A 22,219-nucleotide genomic window follows, 5' to 3' on the forward strand; every position below is an offset into this window, starting at 1 on the left:
AGCGAGGCGCCTCGCTCGATGATCGTATCGCCGAGGTTGTCGACCACATAAGTGTCGTTGCCGGCGCCACCGTCAAGGGTATCCGCACCGCCCAGACCATTGAGGACGTTGGCGGCGTTGTTACCGATCAGGCTATTGTTCGAGACGTTACCGACAAGACTCAGGGCGGCAATGCCCAGCAGTTGCCCATCCTCGACATTGGCCGACAAGGTGTAGCTGACCGTTGTGCGTACCAGGTCGCGGCCTTGGTCGGCGAGTTCGATGACGCTGTCACCGAGGTTGTCGATCATATAGGTGTCATTGCCGGCAGCACCGATCAGCGTGTCCCGTCCGACGCCGCCATTGAGCAGGTTGTCACCGGTGTTGCCGGTCAGCACGTTACCCAGGGCGTTGCCGGTGCCATTGATATTGGCACTGCCCGTCAGCGTGAGGTTTTCCAGGTTGGCACCCAGGCTCCAGCTTACCGAGGCGCGCACGGTGTCGATTTCGCTGACCAGGGCACTGGTTTCGCTGACGACATCCATGAGGTTGTCGACGACGTAGGTATCATTGCCTGCCCCGCCGGTCATCGTGTCTATGCCCGCGCCACCATTTAGAAGATTGCCCAGTGCATTGCCAATCAGGGTGTCGTTATTGGCCGAGCCAGTTGCGTTTTCGATTTTAGCGCCGTAGGCAATCGCGAGCCCTTCATTGAAGGCAGCCCCGGTCTTGAGGTTGGTGAAGGCCTGGCCGATCTTGCTGAACTGGCCTTCATTCAGGTTGATGCGCACCGCTCCTGCCTGATTGCTTGCATCAATGGTGTCATTGCCGCCAGCGTCCCAGATCGTCTCGAACACCGATTGACCCGCCGCCCAGCTATAGGTGGTATTGCCAGTCTGCCACTGGGTGTTTGCGCCATAGAGACTCTGGATGGCAGCGATATCCAGCAGCATGGGCGTGGTCGGCTCATAGGAATACCCAGTGTTGTAACTCATGAGCGTGTAGCGCACGTCATCAAACTGAGCGGAAAGCACCGTGGGGTTTGACAGGACTTTGGAGAACGGATGCTTGAGGCCCAACGCGTGCCCGATCTCATGCATGAAAACCAGGTAGTCGTAGGAACCCTTGTCGGGTGTCGGATCGTTCGTGACTGGCCCCAGCCAGACGTCACCAGCGCTGGGAGTGTTACCGGGAAGATAGGCCCAGGCAGCAGTGTTGTCGTCCATCCACCAAAAGCCACCGAACCGCAAGTCACCGACATTGGTGGAGGACTCTTCGACTTGGGTGAACTTAAGATTGGCGACCGCACTCCAGGTAGCGAGTGCGCTGACAATGCCGTCTTGCTGTGCTGACGTCAGGACGTAGTCGGCCAGGTCCTCTCTTTCTTCGCTATAGCGGCGGGCGTAACTCGAATTCACAGTTATGAAGCTATACGTGAGAGACGTACCCGTGATCGCGTTGCCGGTCCAATAAGTGCCATAAAGCAAGCTGTTGACCTGCACGTTACCGGTCAACTTTGCGGACGAAACGGATGAGTAACCAGTTGGACTAGGCATACGAGCTTCCTGTGAACTATCTACGGCCCTTCCTGGATGCGACCGCTACAAAAAACGTTATTTTGCATGAGAAACAGTGGCATTGATATCACTTGGCCACCTATTTAACCATTAGTCCGATGTCGACGGCGCAACCAACCATTCGTTAGCCTTGCGAATATCCCCATCGGCCAATCTTCCGCTCCAGCGATGCAGCACCAGCAAACTGGTCACGAACCGGTATTGGGACTGATAGAAATCACGCCGTGCGCGAAACGCTTCCTTGATGCTGTCCAGGACATCGACGGCATTCTTGACCCCGTACGCAAAGGCTTTCTCCGTGGCTATCCGTGACTTTTCAGCGGATTCCAGCGCCCGGCGCGTCGCCTTGATTCGACTGAGTTCTGCCGTCATCCCCAGGTAGGCCGTGCGAGTTTCCTTGATGACCTGGCGCCGCAGGGCTTCCAGCTCTTGCTGGGCGACTTCCTTATCGCTTTCCGAGGTCGACACCCGGGCACGGGTGGAGCCGCCACTGTAGAGCGGCACCTGCAAGTCGAGGGATGCGATGAGGTTGTCCGAGCGCGGCGTCAACGTGCCCTCGTAGCCGATATCACTGCGTTGCGCCGTCAAGTTCAGGCCCAATCGGGGTAGATGGCCGGCCTTGGCTTCGCCAATCGCCGCATCGGCGGCACGGATACTGTGTTCGCGGGCGTGCAGTGCCGGGTTGCTGTCCAGTGCCGTCTGCACCCAGTAGTCCTGCGCCTGCGCGGGCAGACTGAACGCCGGATTGTCGCCGATGCGCTTGAACGGCTCCTGGACGTCGCGCCCCACCAGCTCGGAAATCGCTTCACGACTGACCTGGACCTTGTTGGTGGCTTCGATCTCGTCAGCCTTGAGCGCATCCACTCGAGCCTCCAGGTCCAGCGTGTCGGTCACCATCGCCATCTGGCGCGCATACAGGGCATTGACTCGCTTGAGGTTACGCTCGGTCGCCTCCAGCTCGCTGCGCACCAGGGACAGCTCGTCCTCGGCCGCCAGCACAGCGAAATAGCGCTCGGACAGATCAATGCTGGCCTGCACCTGGGTGTCATCGGATTCGTATTCGCCCTGCCGGGCCAGCTCTACGTACTTCTGATAGCTGCGCCAGACCTGCGGATCGTAGATCACCTGATTGAGCACCAGCGCCATGCGCTTGCCGTTGTACTGGATACGCTCCAGGTCATCGTCGCGTCGACTGCGATTGACACTGCCGCTGGCGTTGAGCTGCGGCAGCAATTGACCAAAGGCTGCACGTTCGTTGCCCTCACCACTACGGATCAGCGCCTGCGCCCGCAGGATGCGCGGATCGGCGCCCTGTGCTTCCTGATGCAGTTGCCACAGGTCGATATAAGTGTTGTCAGCCAGGACGCCAAGCGGCATGACGGCCAGACACAGCGCGATCAAAGACTTCATGTCAGTCCTCGATCAACGAACGGGCGAACGCATTGCTGGCAGGCTGCATCAAGTACTGCAACAACGTCCGCGCCCCCGTATTGATCAGCACTTCGACCGGCATTCCCGGCACCAGGGTGAGATCGCCCAGGGCCTGACGCCCGTTGTCGGTCAGGGCCACGCGTGCCAGGTAATAAGCGGTGCCGGTGTCTTTATTGGTCAGGCGATCGGCGGATATCTGCACCAACTGCCCTTCGATGACCGGCGTGGTGCTGCTCTTGAACGCACTGAAACGGATCTGCGCCAGTTTGCCCAATGCGATACGATCGATGTCCATCGGTGAAATCTGCGCTTCGACGATCAGCTCTTCGTTGGCCGGGACGATGTCCAACAGCGCAGTACCTGGGCTGACCACCCCGCCCGTCGTGTGCAGGGTCATCCCCATGACCATCCCCGACTCGGGCGCCAGGATATCGGTGCGCTGGTCGCGGTCCTGCAGGCTGGCCAGGCGCTCGCGCAGTTCATACACCTTGCTCCGCGCATCGCCCAACAGACCGGCGACCTCGGTGGCAAAGGTCTTTTTCAACTGCAGTATTTTCAACTGCGCCTCGTCGATATGAACCCGCGCTCGCGCAATTTCGGACTGGCTTTCAGCTATTTCGGCCTGCAGCCGAGAGAGCGCGCGCTCCTGCTCACGCAGGCGCTGCTTGTCCACGTAACCGTCGGCCAACAGGGCGCGCAAGTCGACAATCTCTTCTTGATAGGACGCCGCCAGTGTCTGCTTGCTGGCAATGATGGCCTTGAGGCCGCGAATCTGCTCCTCGATCTGTCCGATGGACTTCTCCTGCAAGCCGATTTCGCCGAGCAACGAGGTCCGTCGGGTCTGGAAGATCCGCGCTTCACTGTCGCGGGCTTCGCGCACGCGCGGGTCAGCCGGATCCAGCGTCGGCTCGGCGGGTGGTTCGGGCAGCGAGTCACGTTCAGCCACCAGTCGGGCTTGCAGTTCGAGCGCGGCGATCAACTGGCTGCGCATGGCTTCCATTTCCGAACGTGCCTGGGTGTTGTCGAGCACCAGCAACACATCACCGGCTTTCACCCGGTCGCCATCATGCACACGCAGTTCACGCACGATGCCGCCTTCAAGATGCTGTACGGTCTTGCGGTAGCTTTTGACCGTGACCACGCCTGGCGCAAGTGCCGCACTGTCGAGCGGCGCCAGGGTAGCCCAGCCGCCGAACAGGCCAAAGGTGACCAGCAACATGAGGTAGCCGATACGCCGTACCGGCGCATCATCGATGGGGAGCCCGGGTGAATCGGCGGATGAGTACTGACTGTTTTGCATAAAGTTGCTCATCCGCCTCTTACGGTTGAATCGCGCTAGCGGGGTGGATTGCAGGCGTAACGCCCTGCAGTCGCGCCAGGACCTTGTCGCGCGGCCCGAACAGGCTTAGCTCGCCCTGATTGAGCACCAGCAATTTATCCACCTGCGCCAATACCCCGGACCGATGGGTAATGACAAACACGGTGGCACGGCTCTGCCTGAGTTTTTGCAGTGCCTCGGCGAGCATTTTTTCTCCAGCGTCATCGAGGTTGGAGTTCGGTTCATCGAGCACCACCAGGCGCGGCTCACCGTACAAGGCGCGGGCCAGCCCGATGCGCTGCCGCTGGCCGCCGGACAAGCCACCGCCATTGGCGCCGATCACGGTGTCGTAGCCATCGGGCAGTTGCAGCACCAGCTCATGGACGCCGGCCATGCGCGCGGCGGCGACCACCGCGGGCGCATCTGCCGGGCCGAAGCGCGAGATGTTCTGGCTGATGGAGCCCTCGAACAGTTCGATGTCCTGTGGCAAATAGCCGATGTACTGACCCAATTCGTCTCGGCGCCATTGGCTGATGTCCGCACCGTCCAGGCGCACAGTACCGGCCTGGCTTGGCCAGACCCCCAGCAATGCCCTGGCCAGGGTCGACTTGCCGGCGCCGCTGGGTCCGATGATCCCCACCACCTCACCGGCGGATACCTGGAAGTCCACCCCGCGAATAATTGGCTTGCCACCGTGCGGGAGGGCCACCGAAAGCCCCTCGACACGGATCGCCCCTTCAGGCGCGGGCAAGGACATGCGCTCAGGCTCGGCGGCAATCTTGACCAGCAATTCGTGCAGCCGGGCATATTGCGAGCGTGCGCCCAGGAAGCCTTTCCACACGCCGATCAACTGATCGATGGGCGCCAGCGCGCGCCCCAACAAAATCGAACCGGCAATCATCAACCCGGAAGAAATCTCATGATTGATCGCCAGGTAAGCCCCCAGGCCCAACACCAACGACTGGACGATCTGACGGAACGTCCTCGACACGGCGGAAATGGTCGTGGCGCGGTCGCTGGCCAGGCTTTGCAAGGTCAGGACCTTATGGGTTTGCCCGTTCCAGCGCTGGCGCAGACTTGCAAGCATGCCCATGGACTCAACCACTTCGGCATTACGCAAGCTCTTGTTGGTGAAGGCGGTGGCCGCCATCTGCTCACGGTTGGCCGCCTGCAGCGGTGCACGGGTGAGCTTTTCGTTAACGAAGGCCAACACCCCCAGGAACACCGCGCTCAACACCCCCATCCAACCGTACCAGGGGTGAAAAATGAACATGACGGCCAGGTAGATCGGAATCCAGGGCGTGTCGAAAAACGCAAACAGGCCGTTACCGGTGAGGAACTGGCGCAACGCATTCAGATCGCTCAATGGCTGGGCCGTGGCATTCATGCCACCGGTATTGAGCGCCTGCTTGAAGCTGGCGTCGAACAGACGTTGGCCCAGCAGCGTGTCCAGGCGAGTACTGATTCGCACCATGATCCGCGAGCGAACCCATTCCAGGCCCCCCATCGTAACCATCAACAGCAACATGATCAGCGTCAGCATCAACAGCGTCGACAGGCTGGCACTGACTACAGCGCGGTCATACACCTGCAGCATGTAGAACGATGGAACCAGCATCAGCAAGTTGACGAAAAAGCTGAAAAAACCAACGGAAAGAAAACTGCCCTTGCAGGCGGCAAGGGCGCTTTCCAGCTCGGTCCTGGGATGGGCTGACATGGTTTATTACCTGAGGTCCGCTTATGTACAAACCTGCAAAAACGTAGTGGATACAGGCGAACGAACGCCTTGGGAATTTTGCGCAGGACTCCGCTGGCGGCTGCACAATAGGACCTACGCGCGTTGTATCGGCATGTTTGGGCGGTTCTGAAGGGCTTGGACGACGGCTTACTACCAGCGCGTGCGCAAAGTCATGCCGACGCTGCGCGGATCGCCGGTCAGCACCCCGTAGTCACCCGCACCCAGCTTGGCGTAGACAGCAGTGATGTACTGCTCGTCGAACAGGTTGCGCGCCCATAGTTCAGCTTCCCAGCGCCTGTTACTACGGCGCAAGCCAAGACGCAGGTTGGTCAGCCCATAGGACGGTTGATAGCTGCCGGGGCCGCCTTCGAGCGTGCCGTAGTAACCGCTGCGGAACTTGTAATCAAGGCCACTGAACAGCTCCAGGCCGTGCTCCAGCGGGTGGCGATAGTCAATCCCAGCGTTGGCGTTCCACTCCGGTGCGTTGAACAGACGCTGGCCTTTCAAGTCGCAGGACCACTGCGCGCTGGCCGGTGAACAGGGCGCATTGGGAAACTCACGGTAGCGTGCGTCGTTCCAGGCGATCCCCAGCCGCAGATCGATCCGTTCGCTGGCCCGCAGCAGGGCGTCCAGCTCGATGCCACGCAGGCGCACCTTGCCGACATTGATCAGGTTGTCGCGGATCGGTGGGGCAAACGGGCTAGCCGGCGCACGGTTGGTCAGCGCCTGGTAATCGTCGACATCCATCTGGTACACGGCCACGTCGAGCTGGCCCCGGTCGCTCCAGAAACCCTGCTTGACCCCAACCTCGAGCGAGCTCACCCGCTCGGCATCAAACGTCGACTCGGCGCTGGGACCGATCACCTCGAGGTTGATCCCGCCGGCCTTGTAGCCACGCGCCCAAGTGGCATAGCCGAGCAGGTCATCGCGAAACTGGTAGCTGAAGGTCAATTGCCCGGAGAGGTTGCCCTCCTCTACCGCGTCACGCCGGTAATACTCGCCGCCAAGTGCGGTACTGCGCAGCAAAGGTCCCGCCAGCTGGGAAACCAAGTCCGGCCCGAGCGGCGCCAGCCCCGAGACGCTACGGGAAATCCAGCCCTGCTTGCTTTCACGGGTGTAACGCAGTCCCGGCGTAATCGCCAGGCGGTCGGTGGCATGCCAGGTAAGCTGGCCGAACACGGCGCGACTGTCGGTGCGCTGCTCGCCATCGAAGCTCTGCTGCGCGCCCTCCAGCAACGAGGCCGGAATCATCCCCGGCGTAATACCGAGCAATGCGATTTCCGGTCGATCACCCAGAAAGTAAGCCGCCGCGTCCTTGCCGAAGCGCACACCCACCTCACGGTTCAACTTCTGCCGCAAGTAATAGAGACCTACCACGTAATCGAAGTGCTCGTTAGGCGAATCGGCCAGACGCAACTCCTGGCTGAATTGATGGTGATTGAGCTGCACGGCGGCGTTTTCGGCGATGGACAGCGCCATGCCATCGCCATCCTGGTCGGTGTCGTAGGTCCAATCTCGATATCCGCTGATGCTGGTCAGCGTGGCCCCGCTGTCCAACCACCAGTTCAGCTCCAGCGAGGCACCGGTCTGCAATGTCTTTATATTATTCGGCTCATCCTGCTGCACACGGCGCGCGTAGGGGTCGACAGGCAACTGGCGGTAGCCGACGAAAGCGGCCCGCTTGAGGGTCGTCTCACTGTAGTTACTGGCCGCATAAGCACCTCCCTGCTCGTCCTGCCAACCGTACTCGCCGATCAGCCGCGCGCTGAACGCTTCGCCGGGTGTCCACAGCAATTGGCCGCGCAGACCTTGGCGGTTCTGATCGCCAAGGTGGCTGCCGTCGTAACGGTTATCGATGAGACCGTCGCGCTCCACGTCGTAACCGGTCAGGCGCCCGGCCAATACGCCGTCGATCAGCGCGCCTGAAACCGTACCGCGGTACTGACGCAACCCCTTTTCACCGACCGAGACCTCGCCACTGCCCTCCGGCTCGAAGGTCGGCGCGCGACTGCTGACGTTGATCGCGCCGGCCGTGGTGTTCTTGCCATACAAGGTCCCCTGTGGCCCGCGCAATACCTCGACGCGTTCGACGTCAACCAGGTCGCCAAGCGACATGCCTTGGCGGCCCAGGTAAACCCCATCGAGAAACACCCCGACACTGCCATCGATGCCATCGTTGTAGGAGCTCGTGCCCAGCCCGCGAATGCCGTAGCTGGCATAACGCGCACTGGGCACCGTCACCAGCAGACTTGGTACGCGCTGCTGCAGGTCCTCGGTTCGGTAGAGGCCGGCATCGTTCAACTGCTCGCCATTGAGTACGCTCATGCTGATCGGCACTGTCTGCTGGAACTCCTCGCGACGCCGCGCCGTGACCGTTACCTCGTCGAGCACCAGGGCTGAATCGAGACGGGGCACAGCCTGCTCAGCGACCGGATATTCTGCAGCATGCGCCTCACTCAAACAGAAAAGACACACCACATAGAGCGGGCAGCCATTGCGCAATGCTCAATCCTCTTCAACGGTAGCGAGCGCCCCCGTTCATTCGCCGGCGGGACGCGCGAAAGCGTTGAGCGTGTCACGGAGTGCTTCCTGCCCATCGTCATCAAGCTGGCAAGCGGTGTTGATCTTATCGGTCACAGCCAAGAGTTCTTTACTCAACGCCAACGCGGCGTCAGTCAGGGCAATCAGCACACGACGTTCGTCACCTCTGTCTCGGGTTCGAGTCACCATGCCCGATGCCTCGAGACGCTTGAGCAACGGCGTGATTGTCCCGGTATCCATGGCGAGTTTGGTGCCCAGGTCGCCTACGGTCCTGGGCGCTTCAGTGAACAGTTCCAACATCACGAGGTATTGGGGGAACGTCAGCCCCAGCGGTTCCAACAAGGGTTTGTGCAGGCGAATCATCCGATTGGCCGCACCGTACAAGGCAAAGGACAACTGTTCCCCCACTTCCCCGGAGGCTGCAGCGCCATGAGCAGGTACCTGTTTCTGTTGCTCAATATTATCTAGCACACTAGTTAATATTGAATCTGACTGCTTATGCTGCGGCGCGTCTGTCGCCGCCCACCCAGACGGCTTATCAACATCAAGTAGCTCATCACGCGTCGCGCGTAAAATTCGATCCGATAGCTGCGGCTCATCCACTGCGCGGGCGAGCACCATCGCGCCGACAATCGCCGCCAGGAAGCCGATCGCCTGGTCCTCCCTGGAGCGACCGCGCCGCCAGGGAAGACTGGAGGTGAGCAACTCGATCATCCCGACCACCCGGCTCGTGAAGGAGCGGCGCATCCCCGGCTCACGGGAAACATCGATGGCCAGCGCAGGCATGGCGCACCCGGCTTCCGGATGGTCGCGGTGTCGCTGGCTGAGGTACCTGCCCAGAAAGGCCTCCTTGGGCGCATCACTGCCGGAGACCGTTTCCCGCAGTTCGAGCGCCAACTGGTCCATGGCGCGCTCAAGGCTGGCACAGACCAGCGCGTCCTTGGAGTCGAAATGCGCATAGAAGGCACCGTGGGTCAGGCCTGACGCCTTCATGACTTCGGCAATGCTCGCCCCGGCGATACCCTTGCCACGAAATAGCCGAGACGCCTCCTCCAGGATTTTCTCGCGCCGCTCTGCAGTCTGGCTTGGGGGATGCCTCATGAAAAACCTCCAATCTTGAACTTGACGAATTGCATGATGATCATCATGCTCACCTCACAATATGACGACCATCATACATGCTGGCAGGAAGATCAAACCGATTTCGCATCTACCGGTTTGACCTACCGCAACCGCGCCTACAAACGCCAAAGGTGTAAATCCATGACAACAACTGTTGCGACTGCCCCGACTCAAACCGTCCAACCGCTGACCGGGAAGGTTGTGGCACTGCTTGCAGGCCTGGCGGCAATCAGCATGTTGTCCACGAATATCATCCTCCCGGCGTTCCCAGCCATTGGTGAAGACCTCGGGGTGAGCGCACGGGAGCTTGGCCTGACACTGTCCAGCTTCTTCATCACCTTCGCACTGGGCCAGTTGGTGGTCGGGCCGTTGGCCGACCGTTACGGGCGCAAGAAACTGGTGCTGGGCGGGCTCTGCATTTTTGTCGTCGGCACCGTCATCGCAGGCTTGGCTTCCACGCTCGACATGCTGATTGCGGGGCGCATCATCCAGGCCCTGGGGGTATGCGCCGCCTCGGTGTTGTCGCGCGCCATCGCACGGGATCTATTTGAAGGCGAGACGCTCGCTCGCGCCTTGTCCTTGACCATGATTGCCACCGCCGCCGCGCCAGGTTTTTCGCCACTGCTTGGCAGCCTGCTGTCCGCCACGCTCGGATGGCGCGCCATCTTCATCCTGGTGGGGCTGGCCGCTGTCGCACTGGCGTTCTTCTATGTCCAGAGCCTGGGAGAAACCCATCCCGTCGACCGCCGAGCCCCGCATTCAACCAGGAGCGTGGTGCTCGCCTATCGAAAATTGGCACTGGATACGCGCTTCATCCTTCCGGCCGTTTCGATGAGTCTGTTGATGAGTGGGTTGTTTGCATCATTCGCCGCAGCCCCGGCGATCCTGATGAAAGGGATTGGCCTGACGTCATTGCAGACCGGCTTGTACTTCGCCGCCACGGTGTTCGTCGTGTTCGCCGCCGGCATGGCGGCTCCGCGCCTGGCGCACCGCCACGGTTCCCGGATCATTACGTTGCTGGGCATTGCCTGCGCCATGGCGGGCGGCGGCCTGCTGCTCGTGGGCCCGGCCGATCCAAGCCTTGGCTGGTACGCCTTATCGATGGTCACGTTTCTCTGGGGCATGGGGCTCGCCAATCCACTCGGCACGGCCATCGCCATGCAGCCTTTCGGCAGAGAGGCCGGGATGGCTTCCGCGCTGCTGGGTTTTATCTCCATGGGCGCCGCTGCACTCACCACCTGGCTGGCCTCGGTGCTGACCTTCGCGCCAGTCACGACACTGGGGGGCATCCAGGCGACGGCCTGCCTGATCGCATGGGTCTTGTTTGTTCTGCGAGGCAGTCTCGCGAAGTAAACCAGTAAGGCGCTCATGCGCCGCTTTGTTCTTTTTCGTCAATCATTGGAGAATCGACATGCAAATCAAAGGCAGTGTGGCGCTGGTGACCGGCGCCAACCGTGGCCTGGGCAAGGCATTCGTGCAGGCACTTCTCGCGGCGGGCGCCGCAAAGGTGTATGCCGCGGCACGCGACCCGGCCACCCTCGAAGCCCAGCCCAATGTGGTGCCGATCAAACTCGACGTCACCCGCCCCGAAGACATCGCGGCCGTAGCCGAGAGCGCACCGGATCTGACATTGCTGATCAACAACGCGGGCATCAGCGGATTCGAAGGCAAAGACCAGGACAGCAACAGCCTGACCACTCTTCGCCACGAGCTTGAAACCAACGCAGTCGCTCCGCTGGCCACCAGCCTGGCCTTCGCGCCAATCCTGGCGGCGAACGGCGGCGGGGTCATCGTCAACATGCATTCGGCCCTGAGCTGGGTGAACCTTCCCGGCACCCTCACCTATTCGGCCAGCAAAGCAGCCGCCTGGTCGCTCACCAATGGCCTGCGCCTGCAATTGGCAGCCCAGGGCACGCTGGTAGTGGGCGTGCACGTTGCGTTCGTGGACACGGACATGACACGGGGCATCGAAGGCGTGCCAAAGGCGTCTCCCCAGGATGTCGTCCAGCGCGTACTGGACGGGGTGATCAACGGCCAGCCGGAGGTGTTGGCAGACGAGACGAGCCAGCAACTCAAGCAGAACCTGAGTAACGGTATTTACCTGCGGCCGATCTCCTGAAACCAAACGCTCCCACAGATCTTTGTGGGAGCGCGCTTGCTCGCGATAGCGGTGGGTCAGCCTGCATCAATGTTGACCGTGCCGGATCAAGCCTCCCAGCGCCGAAACAGCACGCTTGCATTCACCCCGCCGAACCCGAATCCATTTGAAAGTGCGTGGGTGATCGGCATCTTCCGAGCATTCAGGGCGACCAGATCGAGCCCCTCGGCGGCCTCGTCAGGGTGAAGCAGGTTCAGGGTTGGTGGCACCACCTGATCACGAAGCGCCAACACCGTGAAGATCGCCTCGATGCCTCCCGCCGCGCCCAGCAGGTGCCCGGTAGCAGATTTGGTCGAGGTGATTGCCATGCCGGAATCACGCCCGAACACCGAGCGAATCGCCGCCAGTTCCCCGCTGTCGCCAACCTGGGTGGAGGTGGCATGGGCATTGATATGCTGCACGTCGGCAGGGCTGACAGTGGCCTGGCGCAGCGCCTGCTCCATCGCCCGCCGTGCGCCATTGCCATCTGCCGGACCTGCCGTCAGGTGATAGGCATCGGCACTGGTGCCATAGCCGACCAGTTCCGCCAGGGGTTTGGCACCACGACCCAGGGCATGCTCCAGCGATTCGATCACCAGCAACCCAGCACCTTCGGCCATGACAAAGCCGTCACGATCACGATCAAAGGGACGCGAAGCTTCTTGCGGGCGCTCGGCAAACCCCGTGGAGAGTGCGCGGGCGGCCGCAAAACAACCCAGGGTCACACGGTCTATCGCCGCTTCGGTGCCGCCGCACAGAGCGATATCCGCCTCACCACTTCGGATGAGCCTGGCCGCATCACCAACGGCCTGCACCCCGGCCGCACAGGCTGTGACGGGCGCGCCGAGAGGCCCTTTGAAACCGTGACGGATGGAAACGTGCCCAGCCGCCATGTTGGCGAGAAAGGCCGGTGCGCTGAACGGCGACAAGCGGCGCGGACCACGAGCATCGGTGGTGCGTACAGCATCGGCAATCGCGCCAAAGCCACCCACGCCCGATGAAATGATCGTCGCGGTGCGTTCCTGGTCGGCGGCGTCAGTCGGATGCCAGCCCGCCTGCGCCAGCGCTTCGTCAGCGGCCACCAGGGCGAACTCAATGAAACGATCCATTTTCTTGCGGTCCTTGGGCGAGATGAAACGCTCCGGGTCATACCCCGCAACGGCATCCACCTCCAGGGACGGCACCCGACCGCCCACTGCAACACCCGTTCCCTCAGTCATATCGTCGGGCAGGTGACGAATACCAGAGCAGCCAGCCAGCAACCGCCGCCAGACTTCCTCTACGCCGCAGCCCAGTGGCCCGACAATTCCAACGCCCGTGACGACAATGCGTTTTTGGCCTTCAGGAGTAATCATAAGAACCTCTTCATTTCTCGGTCGACGCCCACTAACAGCAGCATCCGCTTGCTGGCTTACACCCGCCTCGCGGCTTCGGTTTGCGCTGGATGCTCAGGACGGATCTTGAACCAGATGGAATACATCGCCGGCAGGAACACCAGCGTCATGATGGTGCCAACGAACGTGCCGCCAATCAGGGTGTAGGCCAGCGTTCCCCAGAACACCGAGTGTGTCAGCGGGATAAACGCCAGAATGGCCGCCAGTGCCGTCAGCAGCACCGGGCGGGCCCGCTGGACCGTGGCCTCGATCACTGCATGGAACGGGTCCAACCCTTCTTGCGTGTTGTGATGGATCTGCCCGATCAGAATCAACGTATTGCGCATCAGAATGCCCGAGAGCGCGATCAGGCCAACCAAGGCGTTGATGCCAAACGGCTGCTGGAAAATCAGCAAGGTCGGCACCACGCCAATCAATCCCAACGGTGCGGTGAAGAACACCATGATCATGGCTGAGATCGAACGCACCTGGACAATGATGATCAGCAGCGTCAAAGCCACCATGATCGGCACCAGTGGCACGATCGCCTTGCCGGCCTTGCCGGATTCCTCGATAGCCCCCGCCTGCTCGATCCGGTAGCCGTCAGGAAGGCTGTCGATGACCGGCTGCAGTTGTTTGATGATTGCGCTCGAGACGTCCGGAGGCTGCAAGTCTTCGGCGATGTCGCCACGCACGGTAATGGTTGGCGTGCGATCACGCCGCCGCAGGATCGGATCCTCCATGCGCACATCGACCTCGCCGACCTGGGACAGCGGAATACGCTGCCCCGCTGAGCCCACCAACGTAAAGCCTTCTATCCTGGCCGGGTCGAGGCGGATATCACCGGCCGCGCGACCGACCACCTGCACCGAGCGGATGTCTTCACGAACTGCGGTGATCGGCACCCCCGTGAGCAGGAACTGCAACTGCTGGGCGACGGCATTTGAGGTCAGGCCTACTGCCTGCATGCGGTCCTGATCCAGGCTGAAATGCAGCGCCGGCGTCAGTGGGCCCCAGTCGGTATTGACGGTGCGCATCATCGGGCTCGCTTGCATGACGTCTCGTACCTGATCGGCAATCTCGCGCAGCTTTGACGGATCAGGCCCCATCACCCGATAGGCAACCGGGAATGGCGAATACGGACCAAACACCAATTGAGTCACCCGCACCCGTGCCTGGGGAGCGAGCCCTTCGGCGACCGCTTCACGCAGGCGGAACTTCAGGGTTTCACGGGCCTCCTGGCTGTCCGTCAGCACCACAATCTTGGCGAACGACGGGTCGGGAAGCTCCGGCGCCATCGCCAGGTAGAAGCGCGGTGCGCCTTGACCGATGTAAGCCGTGACGATTTTTGCCTCATCCTGCTTTTGCAGCCATTGCTCGACCTTGGCGGTAGTGGCGCTGGTTTGCTCGATGGAGGTCCCATAGGGCATTTGCACTTCGATCAGCACCTCTGGACGGTCCGAGGTGGGAAAGAACTGCTTCTTGACCAGGCTCATGCCAAGGATTGCCACGACAAACGTCGCGATCACCGTGCCGGCCACCCACCATTTATGGGCAATGACACGCGTCAGAACCTGGCGAAAGCGATTGTAATGACGGGTGTTGTAGATGGCCGCGTGACCGCCCTCGACCTGCTTGATGTCCGGCAACAGCTTCACCCCAAGATAAGGGGTAAAAGCCACCGCGACGACCCAGGAGGCGATCAGGGCGATGCCGACGATCCAGAACATGTTGCTGGTGTACTCGCCAGCGGTCGATTGCGCGAAACCGTTGGGCATGAAACCGATGGCCGTTACCAACGTACCGGACAACATCGGCGCGGCAGTATGACTCCAGGCATACGCGGAGGCTTTGATCCGGTCGTAGCCCTCCTCCATTTTCACCACCATCATTTCGATCGCGATGATGGCGTCGTCCACCAGCAATCCGAGCGCCAGAATCAGCGAACCCAGAGTAATCCGGTCGAAGTTCTTTCCGGTGGCCGCCATCACTACAAACACTATCGCCAGTGTCAACGGTACGGCGGCTGCGACCACAACGCCTACACGCCAGCCCATGCTGAGAAAGCAAACGAGCATGACAACCAGCAGCGCGACAAAAAATTTGACCATGAACTCACCGACAGCCGAGTCAATGTTCACGGCTTGATCGGTGACTTTGGTCAACGTCATGCCCAGTGGCATGCCTTCATTTATCTTGGCCGTCTCCGCGTCCAGGGCCTTGCCCAGGTCCAGGCCGTTCCAACCCTCTCGCATTATGACCCCCAGCAACAAGGCCTCCTCGCCGTTACTGCGCACCAGGAAGGTGGCCGGGTCTTCATATCCGCGCTCGACTGTCGCGACGTCCGAGAGCTTGAGCGTGCGACCTTGAATCGCAAGGGGGGTGTCACGAATTTTCTCCAATTTATCGAAGGCGCCGTCCACCCGCAGGACGACCTGCGGCCCATTGGTTTCGATCGAACCGGCGGGCGTCAGCACGTTCTGGCTGTTCAGCGCGGCGAAGATGTCCTGGGGCGAGACGCCCAAGGTGGCCAGCCGATCATGGGAGAAGGACACAAAAATGCGTTCGGCTTGCTCACCGATGATGTTGACCTTCTTCACCCCCGCCACGTGCAACAGGCGCTGGCGCAACGCCTCAGCATCTCGCACCAGCAAGCGCTGCGGCTCACCCTTGGCTTTCAGGGCGAACAGCGCGAATGTCACATCGGCAAACTCATCGTTGACCATCGGCCCGATGACGCCCGCCGGCAGCCTCGCGGCCTCATCGTCGAGCTTCTTGCGCGCCTGATAGAACTCCTCCTGCACTTGCGAGGGCGGCGTGCGATCGACCAACGACACCATGGTGAAAGCCAGACCGGGACGGGTGTAGGTTTCCGTGCGGTCGTACCATTTCAGTTCTTGCAGGCGCTTTTCCAAGGGTTCTGCGACCTGATCCTGCATCTCCTGCGCCGTCGCGCCCGGCCATGCGGTAATGACGGTCAACTGCTTGACCGTAAAAGGAGGATCCTCGGCCCGCCCCAGCTGGAAGAACGCCAGCGTGCCCGCCACGGCGATCAGGAAGATCAGGAATACGGTGATAGAGCGCTCGCGAACGGCGAGCGCCGATAAATTGAGGCTCATTGACGGCCCCCGGCAACCTTCACATCACCCTGTTGAGCCAGCCGTACTTCCTCGCCATCGCGCAGCAGATGCGCGCCGAGCCCGACAATGTGCTCGCCCACCTTGAGATCGCCGGCGACGCGTGCGGCGTCGTCGCTCAAGCCCAGGACCTGGACGGGTCGCCAGGTGACTTTCGCAGGCTCACCGGCGATCACCCACACGCCAGTGCCTTTGCCCGGGTCATACACCGCGGCGATCGGCACTTGCAGCACCTGTTCCTGCGCTGCGCCTTCGGCAATGCGAAGGGTGACGGTCGAACCCAGCGGCGCATTCGCCAGCGCCCCCTCTAACACATACCGCGCCTCAAAGGTGCGCGTCACACGGTCAGCCGAATCCGAAAGCAACCTCAGCTTCGCGGTGACCGCAGCCGAGGTATAGCCATACAACGTCGCCTGCGCGGTGGCCCCTACCGCCGGCCGTAGCGTCTCTGGCAGTTGCACCAGGGCTTCGCGCTGCCCGGCCCGCGCCAGTCGAACCACGGTTTGCCCGGGGCTGACGACTTGCCCCGGCTCGGCGAGCGTTTCCATCACCACACCATCGGCGTCGGCCAGCAGCACGGCATAGCCCGATGCATTACGGGCCACGTCAGCCTGGGCTTGCGCGGCACTGAGTTGTGCCTTGGCGGTATCGGCCGCGGCTTTGATCTGGTCGTAGCCCGAGGCAGAAATGGCGCCTGCGGCCACCAGGTCACGATAGCGAGCCTCGTCATCGGCAGTCTGTTTGGCTCGGGCTTTGGCGGCAGCGACCGCCTCCTGCTGCGCTCGCGCCTGCAACCCCAAGTCGATGGGGTCAAGACGCATGAGCGGTTGACCCCGTTTAACGGTCTGCCCGGCATCGACCAAACGCTCAAGCACCTTGCCCGACACCCGGAAACCCAGGTCGCTCTGGACCCGAGCCGCCACGACGCCGGTAAAAGAACGCGAGATATTGGACGAACCCTGAACTTCAGAAACTCTCACCAGGGGGGCGAGCGTGCGCGGATCTTTGGCGGTGGAAGCGTCACCACACGCTGTCAGGACGAGAGGCAACAAGCAAGCGGCGAAGGTGACAGGTCGGAGCCGGAGCATAGGTTCCCTTTACTTGAGCAAATTAGGACAGGAGCCATATTCTCAGTCTCGTGACCAATACTGTCAATGGTCACATATCGCCCGACATCCACCTTTTAGATCCCCTCCCCTATGCTTCCAGTTAACTCTGGATCGCTCAGCAAGAGCATCAATTGACAGAAAGTGACCATAATATAATATGGTCACAAATCAGCCGCCCTTCCAGGAATCCCAATGCCGCATCTCCGCCCCCTTGCTCTTTTGGTGAGCGCCAGCTTGATGGCCGGTTGCGCGGTCGGTCCGGACTACCATCGTCCGGACGCTGCGCTTTCGAACCGCTTCCTGGGTCAGTCTTCTGTCGAACAGAGGTCCGGCGCAACACGTGCCAGTCTTGTAGCCTGGTGGGAAGGTTTTGATGATCCAGTGTTGACCGAATTCGTCGCCAAGGCGCTCGAACAGAACCTGGACCTGGCTCAGGCGGCTGCGCGAGTCGCGCAAGCACGGGCAGGCCTGGGGGCCGCCAATGCCGCGTTACTGCCTTCGGGTAACATCAACGGTCAAGCCGCGCGCGCCCGCCAGTCTGTGGAGACGCCACTCGGCCAAGTGCTGAACTCGACGCCCGGCTATGATCGGTATGGCAGCGCCTATGAACTCAACCTCAACGCCGGTTGGGAGATAGACGTTTTTGGTGGCCTGCGACGCGGACGCGAGGCCGCACTGGCTGAATACCAAGCCTCTGAAGCGGGCGTCGCCGCCACACGCCTGGCCGTCGCCGCGCAGACCGCCGATATCTACATCACCCTGCGCGGGCTGCAGGCTCGGCTGGACATTACCAACCGACAAGTCAAAACCCAGCAAGACCTGCTGGAGAAAGTCCAATTGCTCTATAGCAAGGGCCTCGCCGCCAACTATCAGGTTCACCAGACTGAAGGCGCCCTGTCTCAAGTCCAGGCGACGGTACCGGTGCTGCAAACCGGCCTGGATTCCGCCATGAACGCGCTGGATGTCATGCTCGGCACACCGCCGGGCACCCATCGCCGGCAACTGGCAACGATGGAAAGTATCCCTGCGGCACCGCAGATAACCGCCATGGGCACGCCGGCCGATCTGCTGCGCCGCAGACCGGATCTCATCGTCGCTGAGCGCCGCCTCGCGGCCTCCAACGCCCGCATCGGCGAAGCAATCGCCGAGTACTACCCAAAATTTTCCCTCAGCGCGTTGCTCGGCAGTGCCACGGCGGTATCCGCCGGAAACCTGTTCACTGGCGACGCCAGCCAGGCGACGGGCGCACTGGGCCTGCGCTGGAGACTCTTCGACTTTGGCCGCATCAACGCCCAGATTGATCAAGCCAAAGGACAGGAAGCCGAAGCCCTCGCCGCTTACCGCCAGTCCGTGCTGCGCGCCACCGAAGACGTTGAGAACGCCTTCTCGGCACTGGTCAATCGAGAAACCCAGACCACCACCCTCACCCAGGGCGAAGCGTCACTGACCCAGGCTCGACAATCATCATTCATCGCCTATCAGAAAGGCACGGCCAGCCTGATCGATGTTCTGAATGCCGACCAGACACTGCTGCAGGCCTCCGATGCCCGGGCCCAAGCACGAACGGAGTCGGCCCGTGCGGCGGTCGCGGCATTTCGGGCGCTCGGGGGTGGCTGGCAGCCGCCTGACGCCCAGCCAGTGGCAGCCAGATGACTGATACCCCTTTCTTTCAACTCAACAACCCGAGACCAACGACATGAAACCGAACGATAACTCCTGGGTGCTCATCACAGGCGCCTCAAGCGGATTTGGCGAGGAGTTTGCCCGGCAATACGCAGCACAAGGGAAATCTCTCGTTCTGGTAGCACGCAGGCTGGATAAGCTCGAAACGCTATCGGCGCAATTGCGCGAACGTTTCAGTGTTGATGTCATAGTCGAGCAAGTAGACCTTTCCTCGATCCCGGCGGTCATCGAGTTGCACCAGCGGCTGCGCGAGCGCAATGTCGTGATCGATGTGCTCATTAACAATGCGGGACATGGCTTGCAGGGGCCTTTCCTGGATCAGCCCCTGGACCAGTCCCTAGCCATGATTGATTTGGATATCGCCAGTCTGACGGCCCTGACTCACGTCTTCGCGGCAGACATGCGAGCCCGCAAACGTGGACATATCCTGATGGTCGCCAGCCTGCTGTCTTTTCAAGGCGTGAAGAATTTTGCCGTTTACTCTGCCGCTAAAGCTTACGTGCTGCGCTTCTCTGATGCGTTGCATCGTGAACTCAAAAGCGACGGCGTCATCGTGACGGCACTTTGTCCGGGGATGTCGGATACCGGGTTTGCGCAAAGCGCCAGGCAAACGATTACGCCAGCCTTGAAAATGGTGATGATGCAGCCACAACCCGTTGTAGCGGCAGGAATCCGTGCACTGCAAGCCGGACGCATAAGTGTCGTACCCGGCTTTGGCAACAAGGCTATGACCGTCCTGACCTGGGCCACGCCTCGCCGGTTTCACCAGGGTCTTATGGCGCGCATCATGGGTGCCTGAGCAGGTAATGAAGCGGCCTTGCACACGCCAACCAAAGGCCGGGGCAGCATGCGCTCCCGGCTTTTAGAGCAGCACTCAATCAAAAGCGATAGCTGACCGAAGTCCCGAAACCGCTCGCACTGTTTTTGTACTTGGAGCTGTAGGCACCCCGGGTGGCCGAGGCATCGTTGACCTGCACGCTTTCTTCCCACAGATAGGAATAAGCGACATCCACGGTGACATTGTCCACCGGAGTCCAGCCCGCGCCGAAGCTGATCACCTGCCGGTCGCCGGTAGGAATACGTGGCCCGCGGTTGGTGTTGTTGGCAGGCGATTGGTCAATCGAAAAACCTGCACGCAGCACCCACTGATTGTTCAATCGATACGCCGTACCGATAGCGTGAGCCCACGTGTCGTGCCAGTTCTGCTCTTCGCTGATGGTACCCAACTGGCCGCTCAACAAAGGCGGCAGCCCGGAGTTCTCGATGGTCAGCTCCTTGAAGCGACTCCAGCGTGTCCAGGTACTGCCCAGGTACAGAGTCCAGTCATTGTTGAGCTGGTGAGTCACCGAGAAGTCGACCGATTCCGGAGTATCCACATCCAGCGAAGCGTCATAGCTGCGCCCGCTTACCCCTAACAAGCTGAAGGTTCCGCCGCTCACCTTGGTCTTGGCATCCAAGCGGTAACTGACCTTGGAATGGTAGGTCACCCCCAGGCGGGTTCGGTCTGTCGCCTGCACCAGGATCCCCGCGTTGAAACCCAGGGCCGTGTCGTCGCCGGTGCTTTTGAGTTTTCCATCATTGCTACCCGGACTGAATGCATTGGGCACCATCGCGGATATCTCACCGCTGATGCGGTTGATCGTAGGTCCAAACCCGATCGACACCGTGTCGTTGAAGGCATAGCTGATAGTGGGCTGGAACGTGAGTGTCTTGACCTCGCTTTTATTAGCGTAATAACGCCCGGCGAAATCACTGCCGTAATCGGTAATCAAGCCGAACGGCACATAAAAACCAACGCCGAACGCCCAGTGTTCATCCACGGGTTTGACGTAGTAACCCATCGGCACCGTGGTTGTTGGCACCATGTCACCGTCTTCCTGGCCGCCGAAGGTACTGCGGGTCCGGCTTATTTCGGAGTTGGTGAAAAGCGTCGCCGCCCCCAGGCTGACCTGTTCCTTCTTCAAGCGAGACATCCCCGCCGGATTACCGAAGACCGTGCTCGCATCTTCAGCGGAGGAAGAACGGCCGGCAAAGCCTGAGCCCATCCCACTGACGCTTTGTTCATTGAGCGCGAAGCCGCTGGCAAACACATGAGAACTTGCGAGCACGACGGAGAGACCCAGCGGGGTCTTGAGCAATATTTTTTTCATTATGAGAACTCTAAGGAGCAGTAGCTGAGGTAATGGAGCGGTTGGGTTGTGTTACGTAAAAATCGCCACGGTCTGGCGAGCCCAAAGCACTCGCCGACCGCTCTCGTCCCAGATCTCCATATCCTGCAGTGAGTAACCTTCCAGGGCCTGCTGGCTAAAGGAGTTGATCAGGAACCACTCTCCACCGACGGCCGGCTGCGGCAGATCGATCGTCCAGGACGCAGAACTGATGGCGGCGGGCTCGGTGAAGCAGGTCATGGCGGCCGGCGGCAAACTGTCAGCCAGGGCAATCAGGGCGACTGCCGGGTCTACACCCCGCGCATCCAGATGGCGCACCCACATCAGTAATTCTGGATTATCAGCGCCGGATACCGGGAGCGAACCACCCGCAGGACGCATCTCAAAGTTGTAGGCACAGGCTGGTGCGACCCGGCTGTCCAACTCCAATGTGGCGTACCGGGAGGGTCCGTCTACCAGCGGACGCCCCCAAGCATCATGGGTAATACGGCTCGCCCGTGGCTGAGCGAACAGCAGGGTCGTGCGCAACGCCAGGTCATCACCCGACAGGCAGTCGACCGATACCGAGGTGACTGACCGGCCTTGACGCAACACGCTGACATCGAATGTCTGGGTCTGCGTGACCGGACCTATGAACGACACCTGGGCGGACTTGAACGGCGGAAAACCCGTCGGACGCTCAAGCAAAACCGCTTGCAGTGACAACGCTGCGGACAGTCCTCCAAAAATCGTACGGCCCTGCCGCCAGTTGGGCGGAGACACAAACGGCGCATCCGGATCGAATTGCTGCAGCAACTGGGCGAAGCTCGTCATGTCGACGCTCCCTGGGCCAAGGGCAGATGCACCATACTTATTCATGTGACTATTTGTGTCAATAGTCACAATCGAAGTAAATGAATACCCTAT

Annotated in this window: 15 protein-coding genes; 4 read left to right on the plus strand and 11 right to left on the minus strand. The window is 60.9% G+C overall.

Annotated elements, in window-relative coordinates; genetic code table 11:
* The 6 genes from ACWNZ1_RS09185 to ACWNZ1_RS09210 all read right to left on the minus strand — a co-directional run.
* Positions 1 to 1,535, minus strand: a 1,535-nt coding sequence (locus ACWNZ1_RS09185) for a M10 family metallopeptidase (protein ID WP_456027574.1), incomplete at its 3' end; no start/stop codon positions are given.
* Positions 1,536 to 1,646: 111 nt separating this feature from the next.
* The gene (locus ACWNZ1_RS09190) at positions 1,647 to 2,966 is read right to left on the minus strand and encodes a TolC family protein (RefSeq protein ID WP_256452940.1); all 1,320 of its coding nucleotides are present in this window, start codon (positions 2,964 to 2,966) and stop codon (positions 1,647 to 1,649) included.
* 1 nt (position 2,967) lies between these two features.
* The gene (locus ACWNZ1_RS09195) at positions 2,968 to 4,287 is read right to left on the minus strand and encodes an HlyD family type I secretion periplasmic adaptor subunit (protein WP_238346628.1); all 1,320 of its coding nucleotides are present in this window, start codon (positions 4,285 to 4,287) and stop codon (positions 2,968 to 2,970) included.
* Positions 4,288 to 4,306: 19 nt separating this feature from the next.
* Positions 4,307 to 6,022: a type I secretion system permease/ATPase gene (locus ACWNZ1_RS09200; RefSeq protein WP_456027575.1), complete on the minus strand. Its 1,716-nt coding sequence runs from the start codon at positions 6,020 to 6,022 to the stop codon at positions 4,307 to 4,309.
* A gap of 171 nt (positions 6,023 to 6,193) precedes the next feature.
* Positions 6,194 to 8,458 (minus strand): TonB-dependent receptor, encoded by a 2,265-nt coding sequence (locus ACWNZ1_RS09205; RefSeq protein WP_238346629.1) that lies wholly within the window; start codon positions 8,456 to 8,458, stop codon positions 6,194 to 6,196.
* Positions 8,459 to 8,581: 123 nt separating this feature from the next.
* Positions 8,582 to 9,685, minus strand: coding sequence for a transcriptional regulator, SarA/Rot family (locus tag ACWNZ1_RS09210; protein ID WP_256452941.1), 1,104 nt, complete (start codon positions 9,683 to 9,685; stop codon positions 8,582 to 8,584).
* Positions 9,686 to 9,718: 33 nt separating this feature from the next.
* Here ACWNZ1_RS09210 and ACWNZ1_RS09215 point away from each other — a divergent pair, with 33 nt between their 5' ends.
* Both ACWNZ1_RS09215 and ACWNZ1_RS09220 read left to right on the plus strand, forming a co-directional pair.
* Complete coding sequence (locus ACWNZ1_RS09215) at positions 9,719 to 11,059, plus strand: multidrug effflux MFS transporter (RefSeq protein ID WP_456027576.1); 1,341 nt, start codon at positions 9,719 to 9,721, stop codon at positions 11,057 to 11,059.
* A gap of 58 nt (positions 11,060 to 11,117) precedes the next feature.
* The gene (locus tag ACWNZ1_RS09220) at positions 11,118 to 11,825 is read left to right on the plus strand and encodes an SDR family oxidoreductase (RefSeq protein WP_135845613.1); all 708 of its coding nucleotides are present in this window, start codon (positions 11,118 to 11,120) and stop codon (positions 11,823 to 11,825) included.
* Between the two features lie 86 nt (positions 11,826 to 11,911).
* Here the strand turns inward: ACWNZ1_RS09220 and fabF are convergent, their stop codons facing one another.
* The 3 genes from fabF to ACWNZ1_RS09235 are packed head-to-tail and all read right to left on the minus strand — an operon-like array spanning position 11,912 to position 17,441.
* On the minus strand, positions 11,912 to 13,198 hold the full coding sequence (fabF, locus tag ACWNZ1_RS09225; protein ID WP_456027577.1) for a beta-ketoacyl-ACP synthase II: 1,287 nt from the start codon (positions 13,196 to 13,198) through the stop codon (positions 11,912 to 11,914).
* A gap of 56 nt (positions 13,199 to 13,254) precedes the next feature.
* Positions 13,255 to 16,335, minus strand: coding sequence for an efflux RND transporter permease subunit (locus ACWNZ1_RS09230; protein WP_456027578.1), 3,081 nt, complete (start codon positions 16,333 to 16,335; stop codon positions 13,255 to 13,257).
* Positions 16,332 to 17,441: an efflux RND transporter periplasmic adaptor subunit gene (locus tag ACWNZ1_RS09235; protein ID WP_456027579.1), complete on the minus strand. Its 1,110-nt coding sequence runs from the start codon at positions 17,439 to 17,441 to the stop codon at positions 16,332 to 16,334. Before ACWNZ1_RS09235 ends, ACWNZ1_RS09230 begins: the two co-directional genes overlap by 4 nt.
* Positions 17,442 to 17,654: 213 nt before the next feature.
* Here ACWNZ1_RS09235 and ACWNZ1_RS09240 point away from each other — a divergent pair, with 213 nt between their 5' ends.
* Together ACWNZ1_RS09240 and ACWNZ1_RS09245 are read left to right on the plus strand one after the other, a co-directional pair.
* Complete coding sequence (locus tag ACWNZ1_RS09240; protein WP_280944031.1) at positions 17,655 to 19,115, plus strand: efflux transporter outer membrane subunit; 1,461 nt, start codon at positions 17,655 to 17,657, stop codon at positions 19,113 to 19,115.
* Between the two features lie 43 nt (positions 19,116 to 19,158).
* Positions 19,159 to 19,944, plus strand: a complete 786-nt coding sequence (locus tag ACWNZ1_RS09245) for an SDR family NAD(P)-dependent oxidoreductase (protein WP_135845618.1) — start codon at positions 19,159 to 19,161, stop codon at positions 19,942 to 19,944.
* Between the two features lie 79 nt (positions 19,945 to 20,023).
* Here the strand turns inward: ACWNZ1_RS09245 and ACWNZ1_RS09250 are convergent, their stop codons facing one another.
* Together ACWNZ1_RS09250 and ACWNZ1_RS09255 are read right to left on the minus strand one after the other, a co-directional pair.
* Positions 20,024 to 21,295, minus strand: a complete 1,272-nt coding sequence (locus ACWNZ1_RS09250; protein ID WP_256452947.1) for an OmpP1/FadL family transporter — start codon at positions 21,293 to 21,295, stop codon at positions 20,024 to 20,026.
* A gap of 51 nt (positions 21,296 to 21,346) precedes the next feature.
* On the minus strand, positions 21,347 to 22,126 hold the full coding sequence (locus ACWNZ1_RS09255; RefSeq protein ID WP_256452948.1) for a thioesterase family protein: 780 nt from the start codon (positions 22,124 to 22,126) through the stop codon (positions 21,347 to 21,349).
* Positions 22,127 to 22,219: the final 93 nt, after the last annotated feature.

It is taken from the genome of Pseudomonas sp. CFBP 5748 (assembly GCF_053850495.1).